This window comes from Cutibacterium sp. LaCa_286, from assembly GCF_057198075.1.
On the sequence record NZ_CP191091.1, the window covers coordinates 603,954 to 628,814 of the forward strand.

The following is a 24,861-nucleotide window of genomic DNA, read 5'->3' on the forward strand; positions in this document are numbered from 1 at the left end:
TACCTTGAACATCTACATCTGCAGAGTGCGACGAACGGCAGTACCCAGTGTGCAAGGATGGAACTGACTGCAGTGACTCGTTGCCAGGAGGTCGTCATGCTCGTACTGGCTGTGATACTGAACGTTGTCGACGTCGTCCTCTTCCTCGACGCCAGGGCATGTCATGGCGCGTGGGCGGCGCCCTACCTCGCCATGGCCCAGGTGATCCTGTTGTACTGGCTCGTTGAGGAACTGACGAAGCGGGGACTGTTCTCCGCAGCGATCCGGGGAGCCCTCGCATGGATGGCTCTGGTCCTGCTCGTCGCTGGCTGGTTCCTGGTGGCCAAGAGCCAGGAGACCCCACGACCGTACGTGGGAATCCTCGTGACGATCGCGGCGTGGGCCCCCATCGGTGTTCTCATCGCTCGCGATGGGAAGCGAAAGAGATCCGTTGGACGATGAGCTGCGGAACACGTGCCGCAGCTCATGCAGCAGCTCGTCGCCCCCAGCCACGTCGGCTGCGAAGGGCCCCAATGATCAGGCAGACGAGGTAGATGAGGAAACTCACCGTCGTCACGTAGGGGCTGATCGGTAGACCGGGCCCCAGGGAGAGCAGAATGCCTCCCACCGCCGAGACGACGGCGAAGAGAATGGACCACACGACGAGCATGGTCGGCCGCACCGTGATCTTGCTGGCGGCTGCAGTCGGCGTGATGAGCAGGGAGAGCACGAGCAGTGCACCGACGAGCTGGACGGCCATGGCCGTCGTCAGGCCGAGCAACACCATGAAGAGAATGGACAGGGTGCGCATCGGCACCCCGCGTGCCCGAGCCACCTCGGGATCCACCGAGGCGAAGAACAACGGACGCCAGATGAACGCCAGGACAGCCGTGACGAGTGCGGCAACTGCCGCCAGGGTGGTGATCTGGGTCGACTCCATCGCCACGATCTGCCCGGCAAGCAGGCCGAACTTGTTGGACGATCGTCCGTCGTACAGGCTCAGGAAGAGCATCCCGATACCCAAACCGAACGGCAACATGACGCCGATCGAGGCATTGCGTTCCTTGGCTCGCACCCCCAGCATTCCCAGGATGACGGCGGCCACCAGCGAACCGGCCACGGCGCCACCGGTCACTGACGTCCCGAAATACAGCGCCACCGAGGCCCCGGCAAAGGACAGCTCGGAGGTGCCGTGCACGGCGAAGGCGAGGTCTCTTGCATCGATCATCGGGCCGATGAGCCCCGAGACGACCCCCAGGATGAGTCCGGCAATGATCGAACCGGTCACCAGCGGGACGAGGGTGGCGAAGTCATTGAAATTGATGATTGTCGAGAAATCCATGCTCAGCGCTCCCGATTCTCGCCGTGGACGTGGCGGCCCTGCTCCTCGTCGGCCAGCACGATGATTCGATCGCCGTGCTGGAACACCTCCACCGGGGAGCCGAAGAGGTCGGTGAGCACCTCGGTACGCAGCACCTCGTCGGGGGTCCCGATGCGCATACCGCCATTGGCAACGTAGACGACGCGGTCGACGAACGGCAGGATCGGGTTGATCTCGTGGGTGACGAAGAGGACGCCCAGTGGATTGTCGCGGCGGGCCTGATCGATGAGGCGTGTGACGGCCTGCTGATGATGGATGTCCAGACTCAGCAGCGGCTCGTCACAGAGCATGAGCACTGGTTCGCTCACGAGGGCCTGGGCGATGCGCAGCCGTTGCTGCTCACCTCCGGAGAGCACACTGATTGGTGAGTCTGCGTAGGCAGACGCCCCAACTCGCTCGATGACCTCGGCGATGCGTCTCCGCCTCGTCCGCGACGGCCACCCCGGCCCCCACCGGTGACCATCGATCCCCATGCCGACCAGATCCCTGCCGCGAACAGGGGCCAGGGCGTCAAGGGTGCGTTGCTGCGGGATGTAACCAATGTCACGTGATCCGGGCCGGACGGGTTTGCCGTTGACCCGTGCGGTGCCCTCGGACAGAGCGGTCTGCCCGAGCAGGACGCGCAGCATCGTCGTCTTGCCGACGCCATTGGGACCCAGGACGGCGATGAACTCGCCGGGATGCACGGTGAGGTTGACGTGTTCCCACAGGATGCGTTCACCGAAGGCAACCTTGGCATTGTCCAACTGGGCTGGTGTGGCAGATGGCATGTGAACTTCCTGAGAAACGATCTCGGCAGGCCGGTAGCAGTGACAATAACCCGTCCGGGGCTGTCCATGACAACCCCGGACGGGAGAACAAGGGCTCACCCGCCGATCAGGCGTGCCGGTGCGTCCGGCGTCCTGGTCGGTACGAGGAGCCTCTCACTTGACGGTTGTGGAGATCTTGTCGATCGTCGAGCCGATGAAGTCGGCATAGGTGTCGACACCCTCGGGGAGGGTCTCGGTGACTCCGACCTCCGGAATGCCTGCGGTCTTGGCGGTGGAACGCAGCTGATCGGTGATGGCGTCGGTGGTCTGCCCATTGACGACGAGCAGCTGGACCTTCTTGCCGCTGAGCAGGGCCTTGGTGTCGGCGACGGTCTTGGTGGACGGGCCGGCGTCGGTCTCGGACTGGGTCACGAACTCCTCGGGGGTGGAGTCCTCGATGCCCATCTCCTGAAGCAGGTACCCGGCGACCGGCTCGGTGGCCAGGGCATGGACGTCCTTGTGGGAATCGGTGAAGGAGTCGGCCTTCTTGTCGAGGTCCTTGAGCTGGCCGGCGAATTCGTCGGCATTGGCCTTGTAGTCATTGGCATGGTCGGGATCTGCCTTGGACAGCTGGGTCTCGATCACCTTGGACACCTTGAGCGCGGTGTCGATGCTGTAGAAGACGTGTTCGTTGAACTCGCCGTGGTGGTGATGGTGGCCCTCGTGATCCGCGTCGTGATCGCCGTGCTCCTCGTGGTCGGTGTCCTCGTCATGGTCGGCGTCATCGGTGGTTTTGAGCCCGGACGCAGTGACGGCGTCGATGAGTGTCGGCTTGGAGTCCGAGGACTTGGCCAAGGTGGTGGCCCAGTCGTCGTACCCACCGCCGTTGACGATGGCGATGGATGCCTTGGAGAAGGCGAGCTTGTCCTGTGCTGTCGCCTCGTAGTCGTGCGGATCCTGGGTGGGTTTGGTGATGACGGACTTCACCTCGGCCTGGTCGCCGCCCACGGCCTGGGCAACTGATCCCCAGACATTCGTCGAGGCCACGATGACGGGCTTGTCGGACTTGTCGCCTGAGGCGGACTGGTCGTCCTTGTTGGTGGAGCAGCCGACCATCGTCAGCGCGACGGTGCCGGCGAGCGCAGCGGTCAGGATTGGGTGTCGCATGGTGTCCTCTCCATAGCAATGATTGAGAACCATTATCAATATTTTTGGGTGGGGAATCAAGCCAGCTTGCACATGGGTCGCACGTTCTCATGCAGCAGCTGGCGGGTCGACGAAGGATGGTGCCGGTTCTCGGATGCCGACGGTTTCATGCGCCGAGCTCGGCGGTGCAGTACCTCGTATCTGTGGGGAGGTGCTTCACGGGGGATGGGTGGTACCCATGTCCACTCGCGCGCCAATTCCGATGACGATCACCCGGTCGGAGCCCGGCGCACCGGGCGAAGGTTCGCTCGATCCGGTTGACGTCAGGAGTACAGCTGCGAGGTGAGGCCGCCGTACGGGCACAGCGCCCACCGCCCCTAGGGGCTTGGAGTCGCGACTGATTGAACGGTGAGACGATCGCCTGATCGTTAGTGGAACCCACCTTCGCGGTACTCCGGCTCGGCCAGTACCTCCTGCGCCTCGATCACCTCGATCTGCGGTGAGAACAGCTCCATGACGTGCAGGGCAGCCTCGTGCTCGGCATCTGCGGAACCTGCAACGGCGTCGGAGACGACGCTCACCCACGCCCCGGCGTCGGCAGCGGCAAGGGCCGTCGAGATGACGCAGCAATCGGTGGCCACCCCGGTGAGCACCAGGTGCGGATGCTCTCCGGTGAGCTCCTGCATGGAGGCGCCCCACTTGCCGAAGGTGGAGCAGTCCACAGTGGGGCGACGCGCCCACGGCCGGGCAACGTCCACCAGATCCAGCAGTGGATCATTCGTGGCAAGATCGGCGAAGGGCCAGCGCGTGAAGTAGTCCCGCCACGACCCCTCGTGTGGCTGCTCGGCAACCCACCGGGTGACGATCACCCGATCACCGAAACTGGCGACGAGTCGGTCGATGACCGGCACGATCTCGTCGAATCGGGGTGCACACCACTCCGACGACGGATCGGCGAAGATCCGTTGCGGATCGATGACGACCAGCCACGGCTCGCAAGGGCTGCTCAGCTCACTCATCACCGTCTCCTCGTGTTCATTGCCTTGTGTTCACCTGCCCGCGCTCGCGTGCGCGTCAACCGCAGTGCTGGGCGCAATGGCCTCCTGGCGACGCACGATGCCACGTCGTCCGATCACCGTGAGGAGGAATCCCAGTACCAGGGCTGCGATGACCCCGATGTTGGCGTAGGCCCACGGCCCCTGCCTGCCGCCCAGACCGAGAGGCTCGAGCAGGTAGCCCTGCCAGTCGTTCCAGCTCACTCCCTCGTACTGGTTGATGACCAGACCCCAGCCGATTGCCACGCACACCAGGAAGGACACCATCGAGACCGGGTCGACGGCACGGTAGCGTCCCGCGGAACGGAACAGGTCGGTGTCGTCGTAGGGCTTCTGGCGCAAGGTGATGTCGGCGATCATGATTCCGGCCCAGGCGGCCAGCGGCACACCCAGGGTGACGAGGAACGACTGGAACGGTGAGATGAAGTTCGGGGAGAGGAAGACGACGTAGATCGTGCCAATGGTGAGGATGGTGCCGTCGATGAGCGATGCCGCTGGGCGGGGAATACGAATCCCCAGGCTGAGCAGGGTGAGGCCGGAGGAGTAGATGCCGTTGATGGCCCCCGAGAGCAGGGAGAGTACGGCGACCAGGAGGAAGGGTGCGAGGAACCAGGTGGGCAGGATCGTCGCCAGGGCGCCGACCGGGTCCAGGGCGATGGCCTCGGACAGATCCTGTGACGAGCCGGCCAGCAGCAAGCCCATGGTGATGAGAACGACCGGTCCCAGTGACCCGCCCACCGTGTTCCACAGCACGATGGAGCTGCCGGAGGCGTCCCGGCTCTGGTACCGCGACCAGTCCGCTGCGATGTTGATCCAACCCAGCCCCATGCCGGTCATGACCATCGTCATGGCACCGATCCCGGCCTGCCACGGTCCGTCCGGCAGGTGTGTCACCACGCCCCAGTCGATGTGTGGAATCGTCATGATGACGTAGATGGCGGTGACGATTCCGGTGACCCAGGTGAGCACGGTCTGCATCCGCATGATGATGTGGTAGCCGGCCACTGCCCCCAGCACGATGAGGACGGCGACGACGATGGCGGCGATGACCTTCACCGTCGTGCCCGAACTCCAGCCCAGTCGTTGGAAGATCGTCGCCGTGGCCAGTACTGCCGTGATGGCCAGCGACGTCTCCCAGCCGATCGACGTGACCCACGAGACGATTCCGGGCACCTTGTTGCCCTGCGCCCCGAAGGCCGCTCGGGAGGCCACCATCGTCGGTGCGGAGCCACGTTTGCCGGCGATGGCGACGATGCCACACAGCAGGAACGAGACGATGACGCCGACGACTGCGGCAACGACCGCCTGGCGAAACGACACCCCGAACCCCAGGATGAATGCCCCGTAGCTCATGCCGAACACCGAGATGTTGGCTGCGAACCAGGGTAGGAAGAGATCACGCGGTCTGGCGGTGCGCTGGTCCTCGCCGATGATCTCGATCCCAGTGGTCTCGATTCCTCGTGAGGTCGACGCCGCATCCTGTTGCGGCGTGGCTGACTGGTTCATGGCTCTCTCTGCTCCATTGCTGACGAGTGGGGTGGGGCCATGGTGCCGGTGGTTGCAGCGGCCCCAGATGATTGTGTCACTGTTCCGGGGTAGGTGACGCCTGCCCGGGTGTGGAGCCGGCGCAAGGGGACGGCATGGTGGTCAGGGGGACGACATGGTGCGTCGTCTGCGTACGCGGTCTTCTGTGCACCGGGTCCACTGTGCATGTGGCATGGGTTCTCGGGGCTATCGGGTCCTCAGAGCACGGGGTTCATGGGGCACGGAGTCCTCGGGGGGCATGGGCCTGATCCGTCCCACGGACGGGTGATCGCTGGGGGTGCGGTCGCAGAAGCTCATCCCACGTCCGGCCAGTCGTGCAGTCGGCAGTTCGGTCAGTGCTGCGGCGGCTCGTACGGCGTCAGCTGCGTGCCGTGACCGGAGGCTTGGCGCTCCACGGGAAGACGATCCACTTGTCGGTGGTGCGCCACGAGAAATCGGGCTGAACGACGGTTCGGGGTTTGGTGTAGAGCACCGCCGAACGCACCTCGGCACCGAAACCACGCAGCAGCTTGAGCACCAGGGCCAGGGTGCGTCCGGAGTCGGCCACGTCGTCGACGACGAGGATGCGCCGGCCGCGGATGGAATCGGTGTCCAGCAGCGGCGCCAGCAGAATGGGGTCGGCCAAGGTCTCGTTGACGTCGGTGTAGAACTCGACGTTGATGGCATCGGTGAGTTTCACGCCAAGGGAGTAGGTGAGAGCGCCGCCGGGAAGCATGCCGCCACGGGCCACCGCCACCAGCACCTCCGGTGAGAAGTCGGAGTCGGCAATCTGCTGGGCGAGCTCCTCCTGGGCCTGTCCGAAGAGCTCCCAGCTGAGGATCTCCTTGTCCTCAAGCTCCGATGAATCGGCATGGTAGGCGGTCATGGCGTCCTCTCCTTGCTCTGTGTCCTGCGTTGACGCGCTGGATGAATTATCGCAGATCATCGTCCAGGCGGTGCGCACGATGCAAGGCGCCGCCTGCGTACCGACGTCAGTATGCATGTACCGACTCTGACTTTGTACGATTCATGTGGAGAGGCCGTTGCGATGCCGGAGTGGAATTGGGCTGGCTGATCCGCATTTTTCCATCCGCATCGATCGTCACTGCTGAGAGGAAGACACGTGACCACTCAATTCACTTGGACCGAGGACGACCAGCGTGCCGTGGACACGGCACGGGTGCTGGCCGTCGACGCTGTCGAGAAGGCGGGCAACGGCCATCCTGGAACTGCCGTCTCCCTGGCCCCGCTGGCCTACCTGCTGTTCCACAAGGTCATGAAGATTGACCCCAGGGACCCCTCCTGGGTGGGGCGTGATCGATTCGTCCTGTCAGCCGGCCACTCCTCGCTCACCCTGTACAACCAGTTGTACCTGGCCGGTTGCGGACTGGAACTCGACGATCTCAAGGCACTGCGCACCTGGGGGTCCAAGACCCCCGGCCATCCCGAGTACGGGCACACCGATTTCGTCGAGACCACCACCGGTCCGCTGGGGTCGGGCACCTCCAATGCCGTCGGCATGGCCATGGCAGCTCGCCGTGAGCGCGGACTGCTCGACCCGGACGCCGACCCCGGCACCAGCCCGTTCGACCACTTCGTCTACGCCATCGCCGGCGACGGTTGCCTGCAGGAAGGTGTCTCGGCCGAGGCGTCCTCACTGGCCGGCACCCAGGAGTTGGGCAACCTCATCGTCCTGTACGACGACAACCGGATCACCATCGAGGGCCAGACCGGCATTGCCTTCACCGAGGACGTCGAGGCCCGCTACCGTGCCTATGGGTGGGACGTCCAGCACGTCGACTTCACCCGCGGCGGCACCGACTACGTCGAGGACGTCGAAGGGCTGTACCGGGCCATCGAGGCCGCCAAGGCCGTCACCGACAAACCCTCGCTCATCCGGGTGAGCACCGTCATCGGTTGGCCGATGCCCCACCTGCAGGGCAGTGCTTCGGTGCACGGCGCCAAGATCGGCACCGCAGAGATCACCGCCCTCAAGCAGGCCCTTGGTTTCGACGACGAGCCGTTCGCCATCGACACCGACCTGGTGGAGCGAGTGCGCTCCCGTCGGGCCGAGCAGTCCCGTGCCGAGCGCAGCAGATGGGACGATGCCTTCAACTCCTGGCGCGCCGCTCACCCGGACAAGGCTGCCCTCCACGACCGGATCTCGCGGCGCGAGCTGCCAGAGGATCTCAGCCTGCCGACCTTCGAACCGGGAAGGATGAGTACCCGCAAGGCCTCGGGAGCCGTCCTCAACGCCCTGGCCGATCAGATGCCCGAGCTGTGGGGCGGATCGGCCGACCTGGGCGGGTCCAACAACACGTCAATGGCTGGTGCCCCGTCCTTCCTGCCCCGTAGCCGGGTGAGCGAGGCCAATCCTGGGGATCCCTACGGGCGTACCCTGCACTTCGGTATCCGGGAACATGCCATGGGCGGCATCATCAACGGCATCACTCTGTCGGGGCTCACTCGTTGCTACGGCGGCACCTTCTTCGTCTTCTCCGACTACATGCGTCCGGCGGTTCGCCTGGCTGCCCTCATGAAGATCCCGTCGATCTTCGTGTGGACCCACGACTCGGTGGGCGTCGGGGAGGACGGGCCAACTCACCAGCCGATCGAGCACCTGGCCGCCTACCGCGCCATCCCTGGCCTGGATGTCATTCGTCCGGCGGACGCCAATGAGACGGCGGTGGCCTGGCGCACCGTGCTGGAACACACCGATCGTCCTTCGGCTCTCGTCCTCACCCGTCAGGACGTGCCCACCGCGGACCGTACCCAGTGCGCCAGCGCCGAGGGGACGGCCAGGGGCGGCTACGTACTGTCCGAGGCATCGTCCGACCCGCAGCTCATCCTCATCGCCACTGGTTCGGAGGTTGGAGTTGCCCTCGAGGCTCAGTTGAGCCTCGAGAAGGCGGGAACCCCCACCCGCGTGGTGTCCATGCCGTGTCAGGAGTGGTTCGACGCCCAGGACACCGACTATCGCGAACAGGTGCTGCCCAGCGATGTGGAGGCTCGGGTCAGTGTCGAGGCCGGAATCGCCATGGGATGGGCCAAGTACGTCGGCTGCGAGGGTGCCTCGGTGTCCATCGAGCGCTTCGGAGCCTCTGCCTCCGGGGACGTGTGCATGGAGAAGTTCGGCATGACGGCCGAACACGTCGTCACCGTTGCGCAGCAGCTGCTCTCCTGACGGATGGCTGAGTGTGGCGGAGGCGTCTGTGAGCAGGTGATGGTGTTCACATCCGAGCAGGCGTCCCCGTCAGGAACGCGGACACACCACCGGCATCGCTGGCCCACGCACCGGCATCTGAACCCAGGCGCGGCTGGTTCCCACCGAGCCGGGCGGGGCCTGGTTGCTCCTGGCTCGATTCGTGTGTTCACCACGCCATTCGGGCAACACCCACAACGACATGCTGTCGTAGTAACCTGTGAGTGCCAACGCCAATGACGGCTTCGCACCCGTCGACGGGAAAAATGTGCACAGCACGGTCCCAGGCGATGAAAAATGATCGTAAGGAAAAAGAGTCAGGGACATGAGAATCGGAATACCACGGGAAATCGTCCCGGGTGAGAACAGGGTCGCTGCGACGCCGACCACGGTGGCGGCGATCCGCAAACTCGGGTACGACATCGCAGTCGAACATCACGCCGGGGACAACGCGTCTCTGCCCGACGACGCCTACGAGAAGGCTGGGGCGACGTTGACCGACTCCACCACGGTGTGGGGGTCGGACATCGTCCTGGCAGTCAATGAACCTTCCGACGAACAGATCGGGCTCATGCAGCGTGGCGCGATTCTCGTCACCTTCCTGAACCCGCGTCAGGATCTCGAGCTCACCCAGAAATTGCAGGCTGCTGGCATCACCGGCATGAGCATGGACATGGTGCCGCGCATCTCGCGTGCCCAGTCGATGGACGCCCTGAGCTCGATGGCCAACATCTCCGGCTACCGTGCCGTCGTCGAGGCCGCCCATGCCTACGGACGCACATTCGGTGGTCAGGTGACGGCAGCTGGCAAGGTTCCGCCAGCCAAGGTCTTCGTCATCGGGACCGGCGTGGCCGGTCTGGCGGCCTTGGGTGCCGCAAACTCCATGGGTGCCGAGGTCTACGCCACCGACGTGCGTCCCGAGACCGCCGAGCAGGTGCAGTCGATGGGTGCCACCTTCCTGCACGTGCGTCAGTCCGATGCCGGCAGCGATCAGGGCGTGAGCTCCGACGGCTACGCCAAGGAGACCTCCGACGACTACAACGTGCGTGCTGCCGAGCTCTACCTGGAGCAGGCGGGCAAGGACGACGTCATCATCACCACGGCTGCCATCCCCGGCAAGCCGTCGCCCAAACTCATCACTGCCGACATGGTTGCGGCCATGAAGCCCGGGTCGGTCATCGTCGACCTGGCAGCCCTGGGTGGTGGGAACTGCGAACTCACTCACCCTGGTGAGAAGTACGTCACCGACAACGGTGTGACGATCATCGGCTACATCGACCTGCCCTCCCGGCTCGCCGGTCAGTCCTCCCAGCTGTACGGCACCAACCTCGTCAATCTGCTCAAGCTCGTCACACCGGGCAAGGACGGTCAGATCGTCCTCGACATGGACGACGAGGTCGTGCGCACCATGACGGTGTGCAAGGACGGTGAGCTGCTCTACCCACCGCCCCCGGTGCAGGTGGCGGCAGCCCCCAAGCCGGCCGCCAAGGCTCCCGAACCCGTCGAGGAGGTGAAGAAGGAGCCGCGCCCGTGGACCTACAGCTTCGGCATCGTCACGGCGCTGGCCGTCGTCCTCATCGCGCTGCTCACCTTCGCCCCGGCCAGCTTCGTCGAGCTCTTCGGCACCTTCGCCATTGCCGTCGTCGTGGGCTACTACGTCGTGTGGAACGTCACCCACGCCCTGCACACCCCACTCATGAGCGTGACGAACGCCATCAGCGGCATCATCATCGTCGGTGCCATCACCCAGCTCGGCAGCGGATCGTGGGCCATCAAGATCATTGCGGCGATCACGGTGCTCATCGCCAGCATCAACATTTTCGGTGGCTTCACCGTCACCCAGCGCATGCTCAAGATGTTCCGAAAGGCCTGATGACATGTCTGAGACCCTGTTCAACTTCATCAACGCCTCGTACATCGTCGCTGGCGTTCTGTTCATCCTCGCCCTGGCCGGACTGTCGAAGTTCGAGACCTCCAAGCGAGGCAATGCCTTCGGCATGGTTGGCATGCTCATCGCCATCATCGCCACCATCGTGTGGCTGGTCCGGATGCCCGACTACCATCCCAGCTCGATGCTGCTGCTCTTCATCCCGATGATCATCGGTGGGGCCATCGGCGTCATGAAGGCCGTCAAGGTCGAGATGACCGGGATGCCCGAGCTCATCGCCCAGCTGCACTCCTTCGTCGGTCTGGCAGCCGTGCTCATCGGTTTCGGAGCCTTCCTGGAGGACGGCGACGCCGCCACCACCTTCCAGCTCTCCGAGATCTGGATCGGTGTGTTCATCGGTGCGCTCACCTTCACCGGATCCCTGGTGGCGTGGGGCAAGCTCTCCGGCAAGATGGCCTCGAAACCACTCGCCATCCCCGGCCGCAACTGGATCAACCTCGGCCTGGTCGTGGGCATCATCGTGTGCGGCATCTGGTTCTCCAACGTCACCGGTGGAATCGCCTGGCTGCCGCTCATCCTGCTCACCCTCATGTCGCTGGTCCTGGGCTGGCATCTGGTGGCAGCCATCGGCGGTGCCGACATGCCGGTTGTCATCTCGATGCTCAACAGTTACTCGGGTTGGGCCGCAGCGTTCTCCGGGTTCAGCCTGCAGATCCCGGTGCTCATCGTCACCGGCGCCCTGGTCGGTTTCTCCGGTGCCATCCTGTCCTACGTCATGTGCAAGGCCATGAACCGCTCGTTCACCTCGGTGATCCTCGGTGGATTCGGCGATGCCATCGCCAAGCAGGACGACGGTCCCGCCGGTGAGATCACCGAGATCAAGGCCGACGAGCTCGCCTCCCAGCTGGCCGATGCCAGCAAGGTCATCATCGCTCCGGGCTATGGCATGGCCGTCGCCCAGGCGCAGTACCCGGTGGCCGATCTCGCCGCCAAGCTCACTGCGCAGGGTGTCGACGTTCAGTTCGCCATCCATCCGGTGGCCGGACGTCTGCCGGGCCACATGAACGTGCTGCTCGCCGAGGCCCACGTCCCCTACGACATCGTCATGGAGATGGACGAGATCAACGAGGACTTCTCCGACGCCGACATCGTCCTGGTCATCGGAGCCAACGACACCGTCAACCCTGCCGCCACCGAACCCGGCACCCCGATCTCCGGAATGCCGGTGCTGCACGTGTGGGAGGGCAAGGAGGTCGTCGTCTTCAAGCGCTCCATGAAGCCCGGCTATGCCGGTGTGGAGAACCCACTGTTCTTCATGGACCAGACCAGGATGCTCTTCGGTGATGCCAAGGCCAGCGTCGAGGCGATCAATGCTGCACTGCCTGTCGAGGCGCATTGATGTGGTGTCAACCTGAGCAAGGCTCACCGCGCTGAGGCCTTCTTGCCGAGTGCCCCCGCCACCCCTCGACTGGGTGCGGGGGCACTCGGCGTCTAAGATGACTCGAGGTTCTGCGTCTTGTGTGCAGGACGGTACCAGTACATTCCAGACCGGCAGATTCTCGACAGGACGGAACAGCGTGGCACAGACATCCGCGAAGCATCGCAGGGCGATCATCGGGGTCTCCATTGCGGCAGCGCTCATCGTTCTCCTCGGCGGCACGTACCTGACTGGTCATGCCATGGCGAACGGCACCATGCCGGCCAAGACCACCGTCGAGGGGGTCCCCATCGGGCGAATGGACCACGCCACCGCCGAGGCGACACTCAAGGACGAGCTCGGACCAAAGATGACTGCTCCGATCACTGTTGCCGACCACGGCACCAAGGTCACCATCGACCCCGCCAAGGCGGGGCTTGTCGTTGACTGGGACGCGACGATGGATCGTGCCGGTGCCAAGAACTCGTGGAATCCTGCCACCATCTGGAACACCCTGCTCGGGGGCGGTCCAGTGCCGCTGCAGACCAAGGTCGACACCACTGCCGTGGAGAAGACGATCGACAAGAACGCAGGCGCATTTGCCATCAATGCCAAGGACGCCACCGTTCACCTCGACGGTGCCAAGATCGTCACCAGCAAGGCCGTGCAGGGCCGCGAGCTCGACGTTCCCGCCACTGCGAAATCCGTTGAGACGGCATGGCACCAGATGAAGACCTCCGTACCGGCAACGGTCAAGCGCCCCGCTCCGAACATCACGGACAAAGCCGTTGACGAGGTCGTCACCAAGCAGCTCAAACCCATGGTGTCCGGCCCGGTGCGGGTGAAGACCTCACGCGGCGACTTCTCGGTGACCCCCGAGCAGATCGCCGCGGTGACGACGATCACGACCAAGGACAAGGCGATCACCGCCAGCGCCGACACGTCGAAGCTCTACAAGGATGTGATGGCGCACCTCAACCTCGGCTTCACACAGCCGCACGATGCCTCGTTCACCCTTGCTGGCGGCAAGCCCACGGTCGTCCCCTCGTCGGTGGGGGAGGGAATCGTCGAGAAGGACTTCACCGCCATCGTCGGTTCCGCACTCACCCGGACCGGATCACAACGTGACGTCTCGGTTCCCGTCAAGAAGCTGGATCCGGCATTCTCCACCGACCAGGCCAATGCGGCCGGGGTCAAAACCGTCATCGGGGAATTCACGACGACGTTCCCGCATGCGGATTACCGCAACACCAATCTGGGTCTCGCTGCCAAGCACATCAACGAGTCCTACGTTGCACCCGGCAAGACGTTCAGCCTTGACAAGGAACTCGGAGCACGAAATTCCAGTACTGGATATGTTGATGGGTGGGTCATTGAAGGCCCCTCCCTCGTCAAGGAAGTTGCCGGGGGAGTGTCGCAATCTGCGACGACGGTGTTCAACGCCGCATTCTTCGCAGGGATGACCGATGTCGAGCACCATCCGCACACTCTGTATTTCAGCCGATACCCCATGGGCCGAGAGGCCACCTTGTACTCAGGTTCCCTGGACGTGAAGTTCCGCAATGACACCAAGTACGGCGTCCTGGTGCAGGCGGTTGTGAAGCCATCCACCCCATCGTCGCAAGGTTCGATCACCGTGCGCCTGTGGTCCACCCCCAGCTGGGATCGCATCACTGCCACCGATCCGAAGGTTACCGACAAGAAGCCGCCGTCCACGATCACCCAGAGTGGCAAGGACTGCCATGCCCAGGGTGGATCCGAGGGCTTCCACGTGACCTATTCCCGCCAGTTCTGGAAGGGCGGCTCGGTCGCCAAGGAAGAGCCCTTCGCGTGGACCTACCAACCCACGAACCAGATCGTCTGTCAGCCTGCCAAGGACGGGAAGAAGAGCTGAGCAGACGAGTGACGCGCGAATTGCGTCCGGGCACGCCACTCGGTGAGAACCAGGCAACGTGCCACATGGGTCTAGAGTGGGTGCAGATCGTCAAACCGTGATCCCTGCTGGCAACAGTAGTCATCGGAGAAAAGTGAGGAGAGCGAGATGACATACGTCATTGGCCTGCCCTGCGTGGACGTCAAGGACCGCGCCTGCGTCGAGGAGTGCCCGGTCGACTGCATCTATGAAGGCGAGCGCACGCTGTACATCCACCCCGACGAGTGTGTCGACTGTGGAGCCTGTGAGCCCGTCTGCCCAGTCGAGGCCATCTACTACGAGGACGACCTGCCCGACGACCAGGGCAAGTTCCTCAACATCAACTCCGAGTTCTTCGACTCGCTGGGTTCCCCGGGCGGTGCCGCACGGCTCGGACCGACCGGTACGGATCATCCGCTCGTCACCGCCCTGCCTCCCCAGGGTGAGTGAGCCGACGCACCCATGACACGTCGTCTCGTCTCGGCCACCCTGCCCAGCTTCCCGTGGGACACCATTGCGCAGGCACGCAGGATGGCTGAATCATATCCGGACGGGTTGGTCGACCTTTCAGTGGGCACCCCTGTCGATCCCACTCCGCAGTTCGTCCAGCATGCCCTTGCCGAGACCTCGGATGCCCACGGCTATCCCACGGTGTGGGGTACTGCACAACTGCGGGACGCCATCGTGGGCTACCTGGAGCGCCGGTGGTCGGTGCGTGGACTGCACCATGAGAACGTGCTGCCTGTCATCGGCACCAAGGAGCTCGTTGCCTGGCTGCCCACCCAGCTGGGACTGTCGTCGGACAGCACGGTCATCGTGCCGACCACGGCTTACCCGACCTACCGAGTGGGCGCCCAGCTCGCCAGGGCTCGGATCTTCGCTGCGGATCATCCCGACCAGCTCGCCGATTCCCCTGATCCCGATGGCTCTGTCGACCTCATCTGGATCAATTCCCCGGCGAATCCCAGTGGGCGGGTGATGTCGGCAGACGAGCTGCGAAGCTGGGTCCGTTACACTCGCCGCACTGGTGCCGTGCTGGTCTCCGATGAGTGCTACGGGGAGTTCGTCTGGGACGGCAAGGCGTACTCGATCCTTGACGACGAGATCTGCGGCGGTGATCACAGCGGCCTGCTCGCGGCGCACTCGTTGTCGAAACGATCCAACATGGCCGGCTACCGGGCCGGGTTCCTGGCCGGTGATGAGACGCTCATCAGCGAGCTCCTCACAGTACGGAAGCATTCCGGGCTCATGGTCTCCACTCCGGTGAGTGCTGCCATGGTTGCCGCCCTGGATGATGACGGACACGTCGAGGTCCAGGCAGATCGTTACCGGCGGCGTCGCGGAATCATGATGTCTGCCTTGCAGGACGCCGGGTACCGGATCGACGACTCCCAGGGCTCGCTGTACCTGTGGGCCACGTGTGGTGAGGACTGCCGGGCCACCGTGGACAGGTTCGCCCGCCTGGGTGTTCTCGTTGCCCCCGGCGACTTCTACGTGGCAGGCACGAGCCAGCACGTGCGGGTGGGACTTACCGCCAGTGATGAGCGGATCGCAGCTGCGGCACAACGGCTGCGTGCGGGGCGCGGAGCCGCGTGACCAGTCTCACGCCCAATCTCATGCCAAGCCAGCCTCGGTACGTCAAGCCCCGCACCAAGCTAGCAGTACGTATGAGATGACTGCGTGCGATGACGTCGTCCCATGTCCCGTCGCGAGGCCCGGCGGCTCAGGACGCTGCGATGACGGATCCGCCGTGAACACTTCCGGCCCCTCCCGGGCTACCGGCGGGTTGGGCCGGAACCGCCGTCCACTGGGCGAAGTGTTGCGGATCGTGCTTCCACACCTGATTCTCGGCATGTGCCTCGAGGAGTCGCGACCGGTTCGTCGAGGCCATGGTGATGTTGATCGCAGCACGCAGCGTGGTGGCAGAGGTGGCACCGATGGTCACCGTGTCACCGGTGGCGCGAATCGTCGCCACCGTGCCCAACCCCTTGCGGGTGTGGGCGGCGAGCTGTGATGCGGCAGCCGCAGGCGACGAACGATTGACGCACGACACCATTTGAGCAGATTGACCGGTGAGCACGCTGGCCCACGCCTTGGCCTTGGCGACGTGCTTGCGGTAGCCGTCGGGCACCCCAGAACGCTGCACCTCCTGGGCGACGTCATTGATGTCGCCAGTGCGCCAGTCGGACACGTGCACCAGCTCATCGTAGAACTTGCCAGACGCATACCACGGGTCACGCACCTGCTTCGCCGTTCCCCATCCCTGGGATGGGCGCTGCTGGAACAGGCCAAGGGAGTCACGGTCGCCGTAGTCCAGATTGCGCAGTCCGGACTCCTGCATTGCCGTGGCCAGGGCGATGGACGCGGCACGAGGTGACAGGCCGCGTCGGATGGACTCGGCGACGATGATCGCGGCGTTCTCCGACTGTTCCAGGTCCAGCCAGTAGGTCTCGGAGTCCACCACGACGTGACATCCCTCGGCGTCGGTTCGGGCAGCGGGCTTGACCTTGTGCCACATCTTCACCCCAACGATCGCGAGCGCTGCGACGAGCGTCACGCTGACGAGGAGGGCCACTGCGGTCCGTGCGCCGTCCCTGCGGCGTCTACGAGCGTGCCGTGCCATGGTTGCTCAGTTCGAGTGCAACTCGGCATTGAGCTCGATCGAGGCACCCGAACGGCTCAATGCCTTGACGGCTCCGCTGGTGGAGTCCCGGATGAACAGCAGGTCGGAGGCACCGGAGAGCTCACGGGCCTTGACGACTCGACCGTCGGGCAGGGTCACCTTGGTGCCGGCAGTGAGGTACAGGCCGGCCTCGACGACGCAGTTGTCGCCCAGCGAGATGCCCAGACCGGCCTCGGCGCCCAGTAGGCACCCCTCCCCGATCGTCACCTGCTCCTTGCCGCCGCCGGACAGGGTGCCCATGATCGAGGCACCACCACCGATGTCCGAGCCGTTTCCCACGACCACTCCCTGCGAGACACGGCCTTCCACCATCGAGGCGCCCAGGGTACCGGCATTGAAGTTGACGAATCCCTCATGCATGACGGTCGTTCCCGGTGCCAGATGGGCGCCCAGTCGGATGCGGTCGGCATCACCGATACGCACCTCGGAGGGGACGATGTAGTCGACCATCCGAGGGAACTTGTCCACCAGGTGCACCACCAGGGCAGTACGGGTGGAGCGGGATTCGATGCGGGCGTGGTCCAGGTCGTCCACCCGGCACGGTCCGAAGTTGGTCCATGCATTGTTCGGCAGCACGGAGAAGATGCCGTCCAGGTTGATGGTGCGGGGCTGGCAGAGTCGTCGCGAGAGCAGGTGCAGACGAAGGTAGGCGTCCGAGACGTCGGCAGGCGGCTCATCAAGATTGATGACGGTGCGCACGATCTCACTGTGCACCCGACGGATGGGGTCCAACCCAGCATCGACCGCGAGATGGAATCGGTCATGGAAGGGGGTGTCGTCGGGGTCGCCGAGCTTGGGATTGGGGAACCAGGTGTCGAGAACCTCACCATCGACGTGGACGGTGGCCAGGCCCCATCCCCAGGCAGTGCGTGGTTGAGAAGTCGTCTGCGTCATGCCCACGAGTTTAGCGGCCAGTCGGTGCTCACCCACCTGTCCACTAATATCAAGTGTCATGAGCCTGCCATCTGCGAACCCGGCGCACCTCGACACGACGAATCTGCATGAACTGTTCCGCGACCTGGTCGATTTCCCATCGGTCTCACAGCAGGAAGGTCCGTTGGCCGACGCGGTGGAGGCGGTACTGCGCGAGGTCAACGGCCTGCAGGTGGACCGGATCGGCAACTCCGTGGTGGCTCGCACCGACCTGGGGCGACCCGAGCGCGTTCTCATCGCCGGGCACCTGGACACCGTACCGATCGTCGACAACCTCCCGTCCCACGTGCACACCGTCGATGGTGAGGAATACCTGGTGGGACGGGGCACCTGCGACATGAAGGGTGGTGTGGCAGTGGCCCTGTACCTTGCCAGCCACCTGCACGAACCCAATCGCGACCTCACCTTCGTCTTCTACGAGGCCGAGGAGATCGCTGCCGAACACAATGGGCTGGGCAAGATCGCTGCTGCGCGACCAGACCTGCTGCATGCCGACCTCGCGATCCTCATGGAACCCACCGATGGTGTGGTCGAGGGAGGCTGTCAGGGGACGATGCGGTTCACCCTGGACGTCGCGGGACAGGCGGCACACTCGGCGCGTTCCTGGAAGGGACGCAACGCCATCCACCGGCTGCTGCCCATCCTGCAGATCCTCTCCGATTGGCAGCAGCATGACCCGCACGTGCTGGTCGAGGGATTGCGGTTCCGGGAGGGGCTCAACGCGACGATGCTGCAGGCCGGCGTGGCCGGAAACGTCATTGCACCCAGCGCGAAGATCCAGATCAACTACCGATTCGCCCCCGACAAGACGGCAGCCCAGGCCAGGACTGCCATGGAGGAGTTGTTCGCCGACTGGCCGATGACGGTGCTCGATCTCTCCTCGCCGGCCCGTCCGGGGCTGGACCAGCCACTGGCCACGTCCTTCGTCGCGGCAGTGGGGAGCCAACCGGGCCCCAAGTACGGGTGGACCGACGTCGCCCGGTTCAGCGAGCTCGGGATTCCAGCCCTCAACTTCGGCCCTGGTGACCCGATGTATGCTCACAAAGATGACGAATGCTGTCGACTGGCGTCTCTCGACGAGACACTGGCGGCACTGGTCACCTGGCTGGACCAGGACGACGTGATCAAGCTGGCAGGGGAGGGCGGAAGGCCGTGACGACGAGTGAGATCGAGCGAGGCCTGTTCACCAGGATGATTGGGGAGAGCAAGTGATCTGGTTCCTGTGCGTCATCGTCGTCGTCATCATGGGGTTGGCCGTCATGGCCGGATCCGGGAAATTCGGTGACGTGCCCGCCACCGTGGACGATCGCCCGGTGCCAGACCTCCCCGAGGGAGAACTCTCGCCAACTGACATTCGCAATGCGAAATTTGCCACCGTACGACGGGGATACTCACCGGCACAGGTGGATGCCCTACTGGACCGACTTGCCAGTCAGATGAGCGCCGATCCCGTCATGAACCAGACCGGTGATCCCGATTCTCGGACGGATGCGGAATAATGGAAGGGACTCACCCACTGCGAACGAGCAAGGAAGTATGACATGGCAGCTATGAAGCCACGTACCGGTGACGGTCCCATGGAGGTTGCGAAGGAGGGGCGCGGCATCATCATGCGTGTCCCGGTGGACGGCGGTGGCCGTCTGGTTGTCGAGCTGAACGCGGAGGAAGCTGCGGAGCTCCACAAGTGCTTGCAGGAAGTCGTCGGCTGACATTTTGCTTCGCTGCGATGCAGGGCCCGGGGGTGACCTCGGGTCCTGCTGCATCTCTGGGATTCCTGAGCCTCTGGTCAGGCTCATTGGCATTCATGGGTGTGGACGCCGGTGCGGTCCCTGCTCCAGGCATGTGAATCCCTGCATGATGCCACTGGTGAGCAGCGTGCTCCTCGATGCGTCGTTGACGACAGGCGGTTTCTCCTGACCAGAGGGTCGGGTGGTCCTCACAGTTCAGGTGCCAGGTGGTGTATCGCGGCCTGGCGGTACACCTGCAGCGTCTGGTCGGCAATCCTCGCCCAGGAGAACTCGTCGATGCAGCGCTGGCGACCCGCCCGACCGAACTGCGCGGCCAGCTGCGCGTCTCGAGTGAGCATGTTGATCCTCTCGGCGAAGGACGATCGGAATCGGGCCACCTCGTCTGGGGTGGAGGAATCGGTGGGTACCCCGTCGACGAGCCAACCGGTCTGCCCGTCGACGACGACCTCGGGGATACCGCCGACGGCCGAGGCGACCACCGGTGTGGCACAGGCCATGGCCTCAAGATTGACGATTCCCAACGGTTCGTAGACCGACGGGCAGGCGAAGACCGTGGCGGCGGAGAGCACCTGACGCACGTCGGCACGTGGCAGCATCTGCTCCACTCGCACCACGGGCGCCTTGCGGGCCGCCTTGAGATCTGTGAATGCCGCATCGAACTCAGCGGCGATCTGTGGGGTGTCGGCAGCTCCGGCGAGCAGTACCACCTGGGTGCCCGGGTCGAGCTCCAGAGCGGCACGCACCAGGTGAACCAGCCCCTTCTGCCGAGTGATCCGTCCGACGAAGACCACCGAGGGGGCCTGCGGGTCCATCCCGATGCGGGCGCACACATCGGTCTCGTCCACCGGATGGAACTCCTCGGTGTCCACCCCGTTGCGCACGACGTGAACCGTGTTCGGGTCCAGCTGGGGATAGGCACTCAGGACGTCCTTGCGCATGCCGTCCGACACGGCGATGATCGCGTCGGCAGCCTCATAGGCGCTGCGCTCGGCCCACGACGACAGCCGGTACCCGCCACCCAGCTGCTCGGCCTTCCACGGACGGAACGGTTCGAGGGAGTGGGCGCTCACCACGTGGGGCACGTCACGGTAGATTCCGGTGAGCATACCGGCCAGGTTGGCGTACCACGTGTGGGAGTGCACGAGATCGACGTCCTCGTCGATGGCAGCCACCATGGACAGATCTGCGCCGAACACCCGTAGCGCAGGGTTGGCACCAGCAGGGAAATCCTCCCGGTGGGCAGTCGCACCGTCCCGGGGCTCTCCCATGCACTGCACGTCGACGTCGACAAGACGGCGCAGATGGGGGACGAGCTGGGCGACGTGAACGCCGGCTCCGCCGTAGATCGATGGTGGGTACTCACGGGTCAGGATGGACACCTTCATGCCCTGATCGTCCCACACTCAGGCAGTTCTCAGTGGTGGTTGCCCGATCTGTGATGACCGGGGGAGGAAAACGTGTGGTCCGAGTAGGATTTGAGGTGTCCCAACCGTCGCAGGGAATAGGTTCACATCATGGCAACGTCGCACACCAAAGTCCTGTCCATAGTCCTTGCCGGTGGTGAGGGGAAACGTCTCATGCCGCTCACGACGGACCGCGCCAAACCAGCGGTGCCATTCGGCGGCACGTACCGACTCATCGATTTCGTCCTGTCGAATCTGGCCAACTCCGGGCTGACGAGGATTGCCGTCCTCACCCAGTACAAATCGCACTCCTTGGACCGTCACATCTCCCAGGCATGGCGTATGAGCACCATGCTCGGCAACTACGTCACCCCGGTACCAGCCCAACAGCGGCTCGGTCCACGATGGTTCCAAGGCAGTGCCGATGCCATCTTCCAGTCCCTCAACCTCATTAATGACCAAGATCCCGACTACGTCGTCGTCTTCGGGGCCGACAACATCTACCGCATGGACGTCTCCCAGATGCTGGAGGCGCACGTCGAGTCCGGATTGAACTGCACCGTCGCTGGAATCCGCGTCCCGCGCAAGGATGCCTCGGCCTTTGGCATCATCGACGCCGCGCAGGACAACAAGATCAACAGTTTCCTGGAAAAACCTGCTGATCCGCCGGGCCTGCCCGACTCACCGGAGGAGTCGTACGCGTCGATGGGCAACTACATCTTCAGTCGGGACGCCCTGGTCGAGGCACTCTTCGCAGACTCCCAGTCCGCTGAGTCGCGTCATGACATGGGTGGCGACATCATCCCGAGATTCGTCGAGGCCGGGGACGCGCAGGTCTACGACTTCTGTGACAACCAGGTGCCCGGAACCACCGAGAAGGATCGGGACTACTGGCGTGACGTGGGAACCATCGATGCCTACCATGACGCGCACATGGACCTCGTGTCGGTGGAACCGGAGTTCAACCTCTACAACCCCGACTGGCCGATCTGGAGCATCCAGGAACAGGCACCGGGAGCGAAATTCGTCATGCGTGGTTCCTGCGACGACACCTTGGTCTCCTCCGGGTGCATCATCTCGGGCACCGACATCTACCGCACCGTGCTGGGGCCGCGAGTACGCATCGAACGGTGGGCCCGGGTCGATGAGTCCATCCTCATGAACAACGTGTGCATCGGCTCCAACGCCACCGTGCACCGGGCCATCCTCGACAAGAACGTCATCGTTCCCGATGGGGCCCAGGTGGGTGTGGATCACGAGCACGATCGGGCCCGTGGATTCACGGTCTCACCGACGGGGGTCACCGTGGTGGGCAAGGGAATCACCGTCCCGTACTGACACTCCCCATGCCGGACGCGTCCGGTCGGTGCTGTGCGGCTGATCGACGGGCTCAGCCTGGCAGGGCCCCCGGGTTCCTGCCAGGGCGTGTGGAATGACACGTCAGGTGATGCCCCGGACCGGCGTCAAACCGCCCGGACCATTTCGAGAGGGCACATCAACGCTGCCCAAGTGCAGTCCTCGAGCCCGATCAGTCCTTGACGGCCAGCAGCAGGCCAACCCCCACCGGTACCAGTGAGGTGGTCAGCCCTTCGGTCTGCTGCACCGATTCCAGGGCTTCCCGAATGATGAGGGTGTCGTCGTCCTGATTGTCCGGATCGGCGAGATGGTAGCTCGCCAGGGCATCGTTCATGATGAGCAGACCACCGGAGCGCAGCAGCCGCAACGCCTGGGAGAGGTACTCGACGTACTCGAGTCGGTCCCCGTTGATGAGCACGAGGTCGTAGGCGCCGCCGCGCAGTTTGGGAAGCACGTCCAACGGGTTGGACGCGATGGTGCGGAATCGGTTGGTGGCGATCTGGGCCTCCTTGAGCACCTCGCGGGCCGTCTCCTGGTGGAAGGTCTCGGGGTCGACACTGGTGAGGACCCCGCGCTGCGCCATACCGCTGAGCAGGGACAGTGCCGTCACCCCGGCATCCGTACCAATCTCGACGGCCGCCTGCGCGGACACCAGCCGGGCCAGGAAGGTGAGCATCGCAGCCGTCCCCGCAGTGACCGCAGGCAGACCGTCCTCGAGGGCAGCTGCATGCGCGTTGCGAAACGCCTCCGAGGGGGCGACGAAATCTTCGGAATACTCCCAGGAGGCAATATCCAGCTGGGACGGACGAGACTCTTGAGGATTCACGCCCTCAAGCCTACCGGTATCCTCGAAGGCACACCGTCGAAGTCGGTTCAGGTGGCGGGTGCGGGCGGTTAGCATGGGTTCCACGTGCCAACGGAAGGTCTATGCCATGTCTGATCCTGTTTTCGGTCGTCTGTTGACGGCCATGGTGACTCCGATGACCGACGACTTCGCGGTGGATCTGGACCGTGCCGGGGAACTTGCCCAGCGACTGGTGGATGAGCAGGCCAATGATGGTCTCGTCGTCAATGGGACGACCGGGGAGTCGCCGACCACCACGGACGAGGAGAAGGCAGACATCGTCCGAACGACCAGACAGGCAGTGGGAGACCGCGCCCAGATCATCGCCGGGGTGGGGTCGAACATCACTGCTCACAGCGTGCGGATGGCCAAGCAGGCTCAGCAGGCAGGTGCCGATGGGCTGCTCGTCGTCACTCCGTACTACTCCAAGCCCACCCAGGAGGGCATTCGCCAGCACTTCATGGCCGTCGCGCAGGCCACCGACCTGCCGATCATGGTCTATGACATTCCTGGGCGCACCGGTACTGCGATTGCGACGCAGACACTCGTCCGGCTGGCCGATCACCCGCAGATCGTCGCCGTCAAGGATGCCAAGGGCCAGCTCGTCGAATCGGCGAAGGTCATGGCAGACACCACGCTGGCCTACTACTCCGGCGACGACGCCATCACCCCGGCGCTGCTGAGTCTGGGCGGGGTGGGACTGGTGGGCACCTCCACCCATTTCACCGGACGGCGGATGCAGCAGATCTTCCAGGCTCGCCTGGCTGGACGTCTGGACGAAGCCTTGGCGATCTATCGGGAGATCCTGCCGCTGCTCACCGGTGTGTTCGACCTGCCGGGGCTGACGATGGTCAAGGCTGGTCTGGCCCATCAGGGTTTTGACGTCGGACCGACGCGACTGCCCATGGTCCCTGCCACGGGCGAGCCGGTCGAACGATTCTGCGAGCTGCTCGACCGGATCGATCTGTGATCGCGTCCCGTCCGGTGCACCGCTAGAGTAGGAGCCATGTCCACCGCATCGCCCTCCGAGATCGGGGTTCTCATCATTCTGGGCGTGCTCATCTTCGGCCCGGAGAAATTGCCGGAATTCGCCCGCAAGGCCGCTCGCGTCACGCACTACCTGAAGAACATCGCCAACAGCACGCGTGACCAGTTGCGTGACGAGCTGGGCCCGGAATTCGCCGGCCTGGACTATCGCGACCTCAATCCCAAGAACTTCGTCCGCAAGTACGTCATCAATGGCATGCAGGACGACATCGACGATCTGCGCTCAGATCTGCACGACGTGCAGACGGCCTTGGACCTGTCCACGGTGGATGATCCGGCAGCGACGTCAGCGGTGTCCGAGTCGCAGAGCCAGGAGGAGAGCGTCGAGGTGGTGGACGGCATGGTGGTGCCCTTCGACGTCGAAGCCACTTGAGCTTTCCAGCGGACACGTGGCGGAAACTCCCGTGACAGGCGCTGCCGGGCGTCACGATGACGGATGTGCTCGTTGCCGGAGCAGCCTGAGTCGCCCAGGAAGGACGACGCCGATGGGGAAAACGTGGGTACCGGTGAGGTCGACTGACAGCGCTCCGACTGTCGGCAACGGGTCTGACTCAGCGAGGATGCGATACGCGGTGTGAATATTGATGAGGGGCA

Annotated in this window: 23 protein-coding genes; 13 read left to right on the plus strand and 10 right to left on the minus strand. The window is 64.2% G+C overall.

The features are described from left to right. Window positions 1–96: 96 nt before the first annotated feature. On the plus strand, window positions 97–441 hold the full coding sequence (locus ACP8JZ_RS02545; protein WP_484482640.1) for a hypothetical protein: 345 nt from the start codon (window positions 97–99) through the stop codon (window positions 439–441). 22 nt (window positions 442–463) lie between these two features. On the opposite strand, the gene ACP8JZ_RS02550 is transcribed toward ACP8JZ_RS02545, so the two are convergent. From ACP8JZ_RS02550 to ACP8JZ_RS02575, 6 genes are all read right to left on the minus strand, one after another. Then, on the minus strand, window positions 464–1,321 hold the full coding sequence (locus ACP8JZ_RS02550) for a metal ABC transporter permease (RefSeq protein WP_484482641.1): 858 nt from the start codon (window positions 1,319–1,321) through the stop codon (window positions 464–466). Window positions 1,322–1,323: 2 nt separating this feature from the next. Further along, the gene (locus tag ACP8JZ_RS02555; RefSeq protein ID WP_021104531.1) at window positions 1,324–2,130 is read right to left on the minus strand and encodes a metal ABC transporter ATP-binding protein; all 807 of its coding nucleotides are present in this window, start codon (window positions 2,128–2,130) and stop codon (window positions 1,324–1,326) included. Window positions 2,131–2,283: 153 nt separating this feature from the next. Next, a complete protein-coding gene (locus ACP8JZ_RS02560; protein WP_323464312.1) occupies window positions 2,284–3,276 on the minus strand; it encodes a metal ABC transporter solute-binding protein, Zn/Mn family in 993 nt (330 codons plus the stop codon). A gap of 407 nt (window positions 3,277–3,683) precedes the next feature. Further along, complete coding sequence (locus ACP8JZ_RS02565) at window positions 3,684–4,274, minus strand: cysteine hydrolase family protein (protein WP_484482642.1); 591 nt, start codon at window positions 4,272–4,274, stop codon at window positions 3,684–3,686. A 30-nt stretch (window positions 4,275–4,304) separates the two neighbouring features. Beyond that, on the minus strand, window positions 4,305–5,816 hold the full coding sequence (locus ACP8JZ_RS02570) for a purine-cytosine permease family protein (protein ID WP_484482643.1): 1,512 nt from the start codon (window positions 5,814–5,816) through the stop codon (window positions 4,305–4,307). A 397-nt stretch (window positions 5,817–6,213) separates the two neighbouring features. Further along, complete coding sequence (locus tag ACP8JZ_RS02575) at window positions 6,214–6,720, minus strand: phosphoribosyltransferase (RefSeq protein WP_023035114.1); 507 nt, start codon at window positions 6,718–6,720, stop codon at window positions 6,214–6,216. Between the two features lie 237 nt (window positions 6,721–6,957). On the opposite strand from ACP8JZ_RS02575, the gene tkt reads away from it, so the two are divergent. From tkt to dapC, 6 genes are all read left to right on the plus strand, one after another. Further along, complete coding sequence (tkt, locus tag ACP8JZ_RS02580; protein WP_484482644.1) at window positions 6,958–9,018, plus strand: transketolase; 2,061 nt, start codon at window positions 6,958–6,960, stop codon at window positions 9,016–9,018. A 343-nt stretch (window positions 9,019–9,361) separates the two neighbouring features. Next, on the plus strand, window positions 9,362–10,909 hold the full coding sequence (locus tag ACP8JZ_RS02585; protein WP_484482645.1) for a Re/Si-specific NAD(P)(+) transhydrogenase subunit alpha: 1,548 nt from the start codon (window positions 9,362–9,364) through the stop codon (window positions 10,907–10,909). Between the two features lie 4 nt (window positions 10,910–10,913). After that, window positions 10,914–12,323 carry an NAD(P)(+) transhydrogenase (Re/Si-specific) subunit beta gene (locus tag ACP8JZ_RS02590; RefSeq protein WP_021104524.1) on the plus strand — a complete coding sequence of 470 codons (1,410 nt, stop codon included), beginning with the start codon at window positions 10,914–10,916 and terminating at the stop codon, window positions 12,321–12,323. 178 nt (window positions 12,324–12,501) lie between these two features. After that, window positions 12,502–14,235 carry a VanW family protein gene (locus ACP8JZ_RS02595; RefSeq protein WP_484482646.1) on the plus strand — a complete coding sequence of 578 codons (1,734 nt, stop codon included), beginning with the start codon at window positions 12,502–12,504 and terminating at the stop codon, window positions 14,233–14,235. 147 nt (window positions 14,236–14,382) lie between these two features. Continuing rightward, window positions 14,383–14,703, plus strand: a complete 321-nt coding sequence (gene fdxA, locus ACP8JZ_RS02600; protein WP_308613688.1) for a ferredoxin — start codon at window positions 14,383–14,385, stop codon at window positions 14,701–14,703. A 12-nt stretch (window positions 14,704–14,715) separates the two neighbouring features. Continuing rightward, a complete protein-coding gene (gene dapC / locus ACP8JZ_RS02605; RefSeq protein WP_484482647.1) occupies window positions 14,716–15,849 on the plus strand; it encodes a succinyldiaminopimelate transaminase in 1,134 nt (377 codons plus the stop codon). Window positions 15,850–15,976: 127 nt separating this feature from the next. On the opposite strand, the gene ACP8JZ_RS02610 is transcribed toward dapC, so the two are convergent. Together ACP8JZ_RS02610 and dapD are read right to left on the minus strand one after the other, a co-directional pair. After that, a complete protein-coding gene (locus ACP8JZ_RS02610; protein ID WP_323458213.1) occupies window positions 15,977–16,876 on the minus strand; it encodes a hypothetical protein in 900 nt (299 codons plus the stop codon). Window positions 16,877–16,882: 6 nt separating this feature from the next. Further along, a complete protein-coding gene (gene dapD, locus ACP8JZ_RS02615) occupies window positions 16,883–17,830 on the minus strand; it encodes a 2,3,4,5-tetrahydropyridine-2,6-dicarboxylate N-succinyltransferase (RefSeq protein ID WP_484482648.1) in 948 nt (315 codons plus the stop codon). Window positions 17,831–17,888: 58 nt separating this feature from the next. On the opposite strand from dapD, the gene dapE reads away from it, so the two are divergent. The 3 genes from dapE to ACP8JZ_RS02630 are packed head-to-tail and all read left to right on the plus strand — an operon-like array spanning window position 17,889 to window position 19,578. Then, complete coding sequence (dapE, locus tag ACP8JZ_RS02620) at window positions 17,889–19,025, plus strand: succinyl-diaminopimelate desuccinylase (RefSeq protein WP_484482649.1); 1,137 nt, start codon at window positions 17,889–17,891, stop codon at window positions 19,023–19,025. Window positions 19,026–19,077: 52 nt separating this feature from the next. Next, the gene (locus ACP8JZ_RS02625) at window positions 19,078–19,368 is read left to right on the plus strand and encodes a DivIVA domain-containing protein (protein WP_316327318.1); all 291 of its coding nucleotides are present in this window, start codon (window positions 19,078–19,080) and stop codon (window positions 19,366–19,368) included. A gap of 42 nt (window positions 19,369–19,410) precedes the next feature. Continuing rightward, on the plus strand, window positions 19,411–19,578 hold the full coding sequence (locus tag ACP8JZ_RS02630; protein WP_021104515.1) for a DUF3117 domain-containing protein: 168 nt from the start codon (window positions 19,411–19,413) through the stop codon (window positions 19,576–19,578). A 227-nt stretch (window positions 19,579–19,805) separates the two neighbouring features. Here ACP8JZ_RS02630 and glgA read toward each other — a convergent pair whose 3' ends face one another. Then, the gene (glgA, locus tag ACP8JZ_RS02635; RefSeq protein ID WP_323458212.1) at window positions 19,806–21,002 is read right to left on the minus strand and encodes a glycogen synthase; all 1,197 of its coding nucleotides are present in this window, start codon (window positions 21,000–21,002) and stop codon (window positions 19,806–19,808) included. Between the two features lie 129 nt (window positions 21,003–21,131). Between glgA and glgC the strand changes: the two genes are divergently transcribed. Next, entirely contained in the window at window positions 21,132–22,358 is a 1,227-nt protein-coding gene (gene glgC / locus ACP8JZ_RS02640) for a glucose-1-phosphate adenylyltransferase (RefSeq protein WP_021104513.1), read from the plus strand. A gap of 190 nt (window positions 22,359–22,548) precedes the next feature. Here the strand turns inward: glgC and ACP8JZ_RS02645 are convergent, their stop codons facing one another. After that, window positions 22,549–23,202, minus strand: a complete 654-nt coding sequence (locus ACP8JZ_RS02645; protein WP_484482650.1) for an O-methyltransferase — start codon at window positions 23,200–23,202, stop codon at window positions 22,549–22,551. Window positions 23,203–23,308: 106 nt separating this feature from the next. Between ACP8JZ_RS02645 and dapA the strand changes: the two genes are divergently transcribed. Both dapA and ACP8JZ_RS02655 read left to right on the plus strand, forming a co-directional pair. Beyond that, a complete protein-coding gene (gene dapA / locus ACP8JZ_RS02650; protein WP_023035134.1) occupies window positions 23,309–24,190 on the plus strand; it encodes a 4-hydroxy-tetrahydrodipicolinate synthase in 882 nt (293 codons plus the stop codon). Window positions 24,191–24,226: 36 nt separating this feature from the next. Next, on the plus strand, window positions 24,227–24,640 hold the full coding sequence (locus ACP8JZ_RS02655) for a sec-independent translocase (RefSeq protein ID WP_023035135.1): 414 nt from the start codon (window positions 24,227–24,229) through the stop codon (window positions 24,638–24,640). Window positions 24,641–24,861 lie beyond the last annotated feature (221 nt).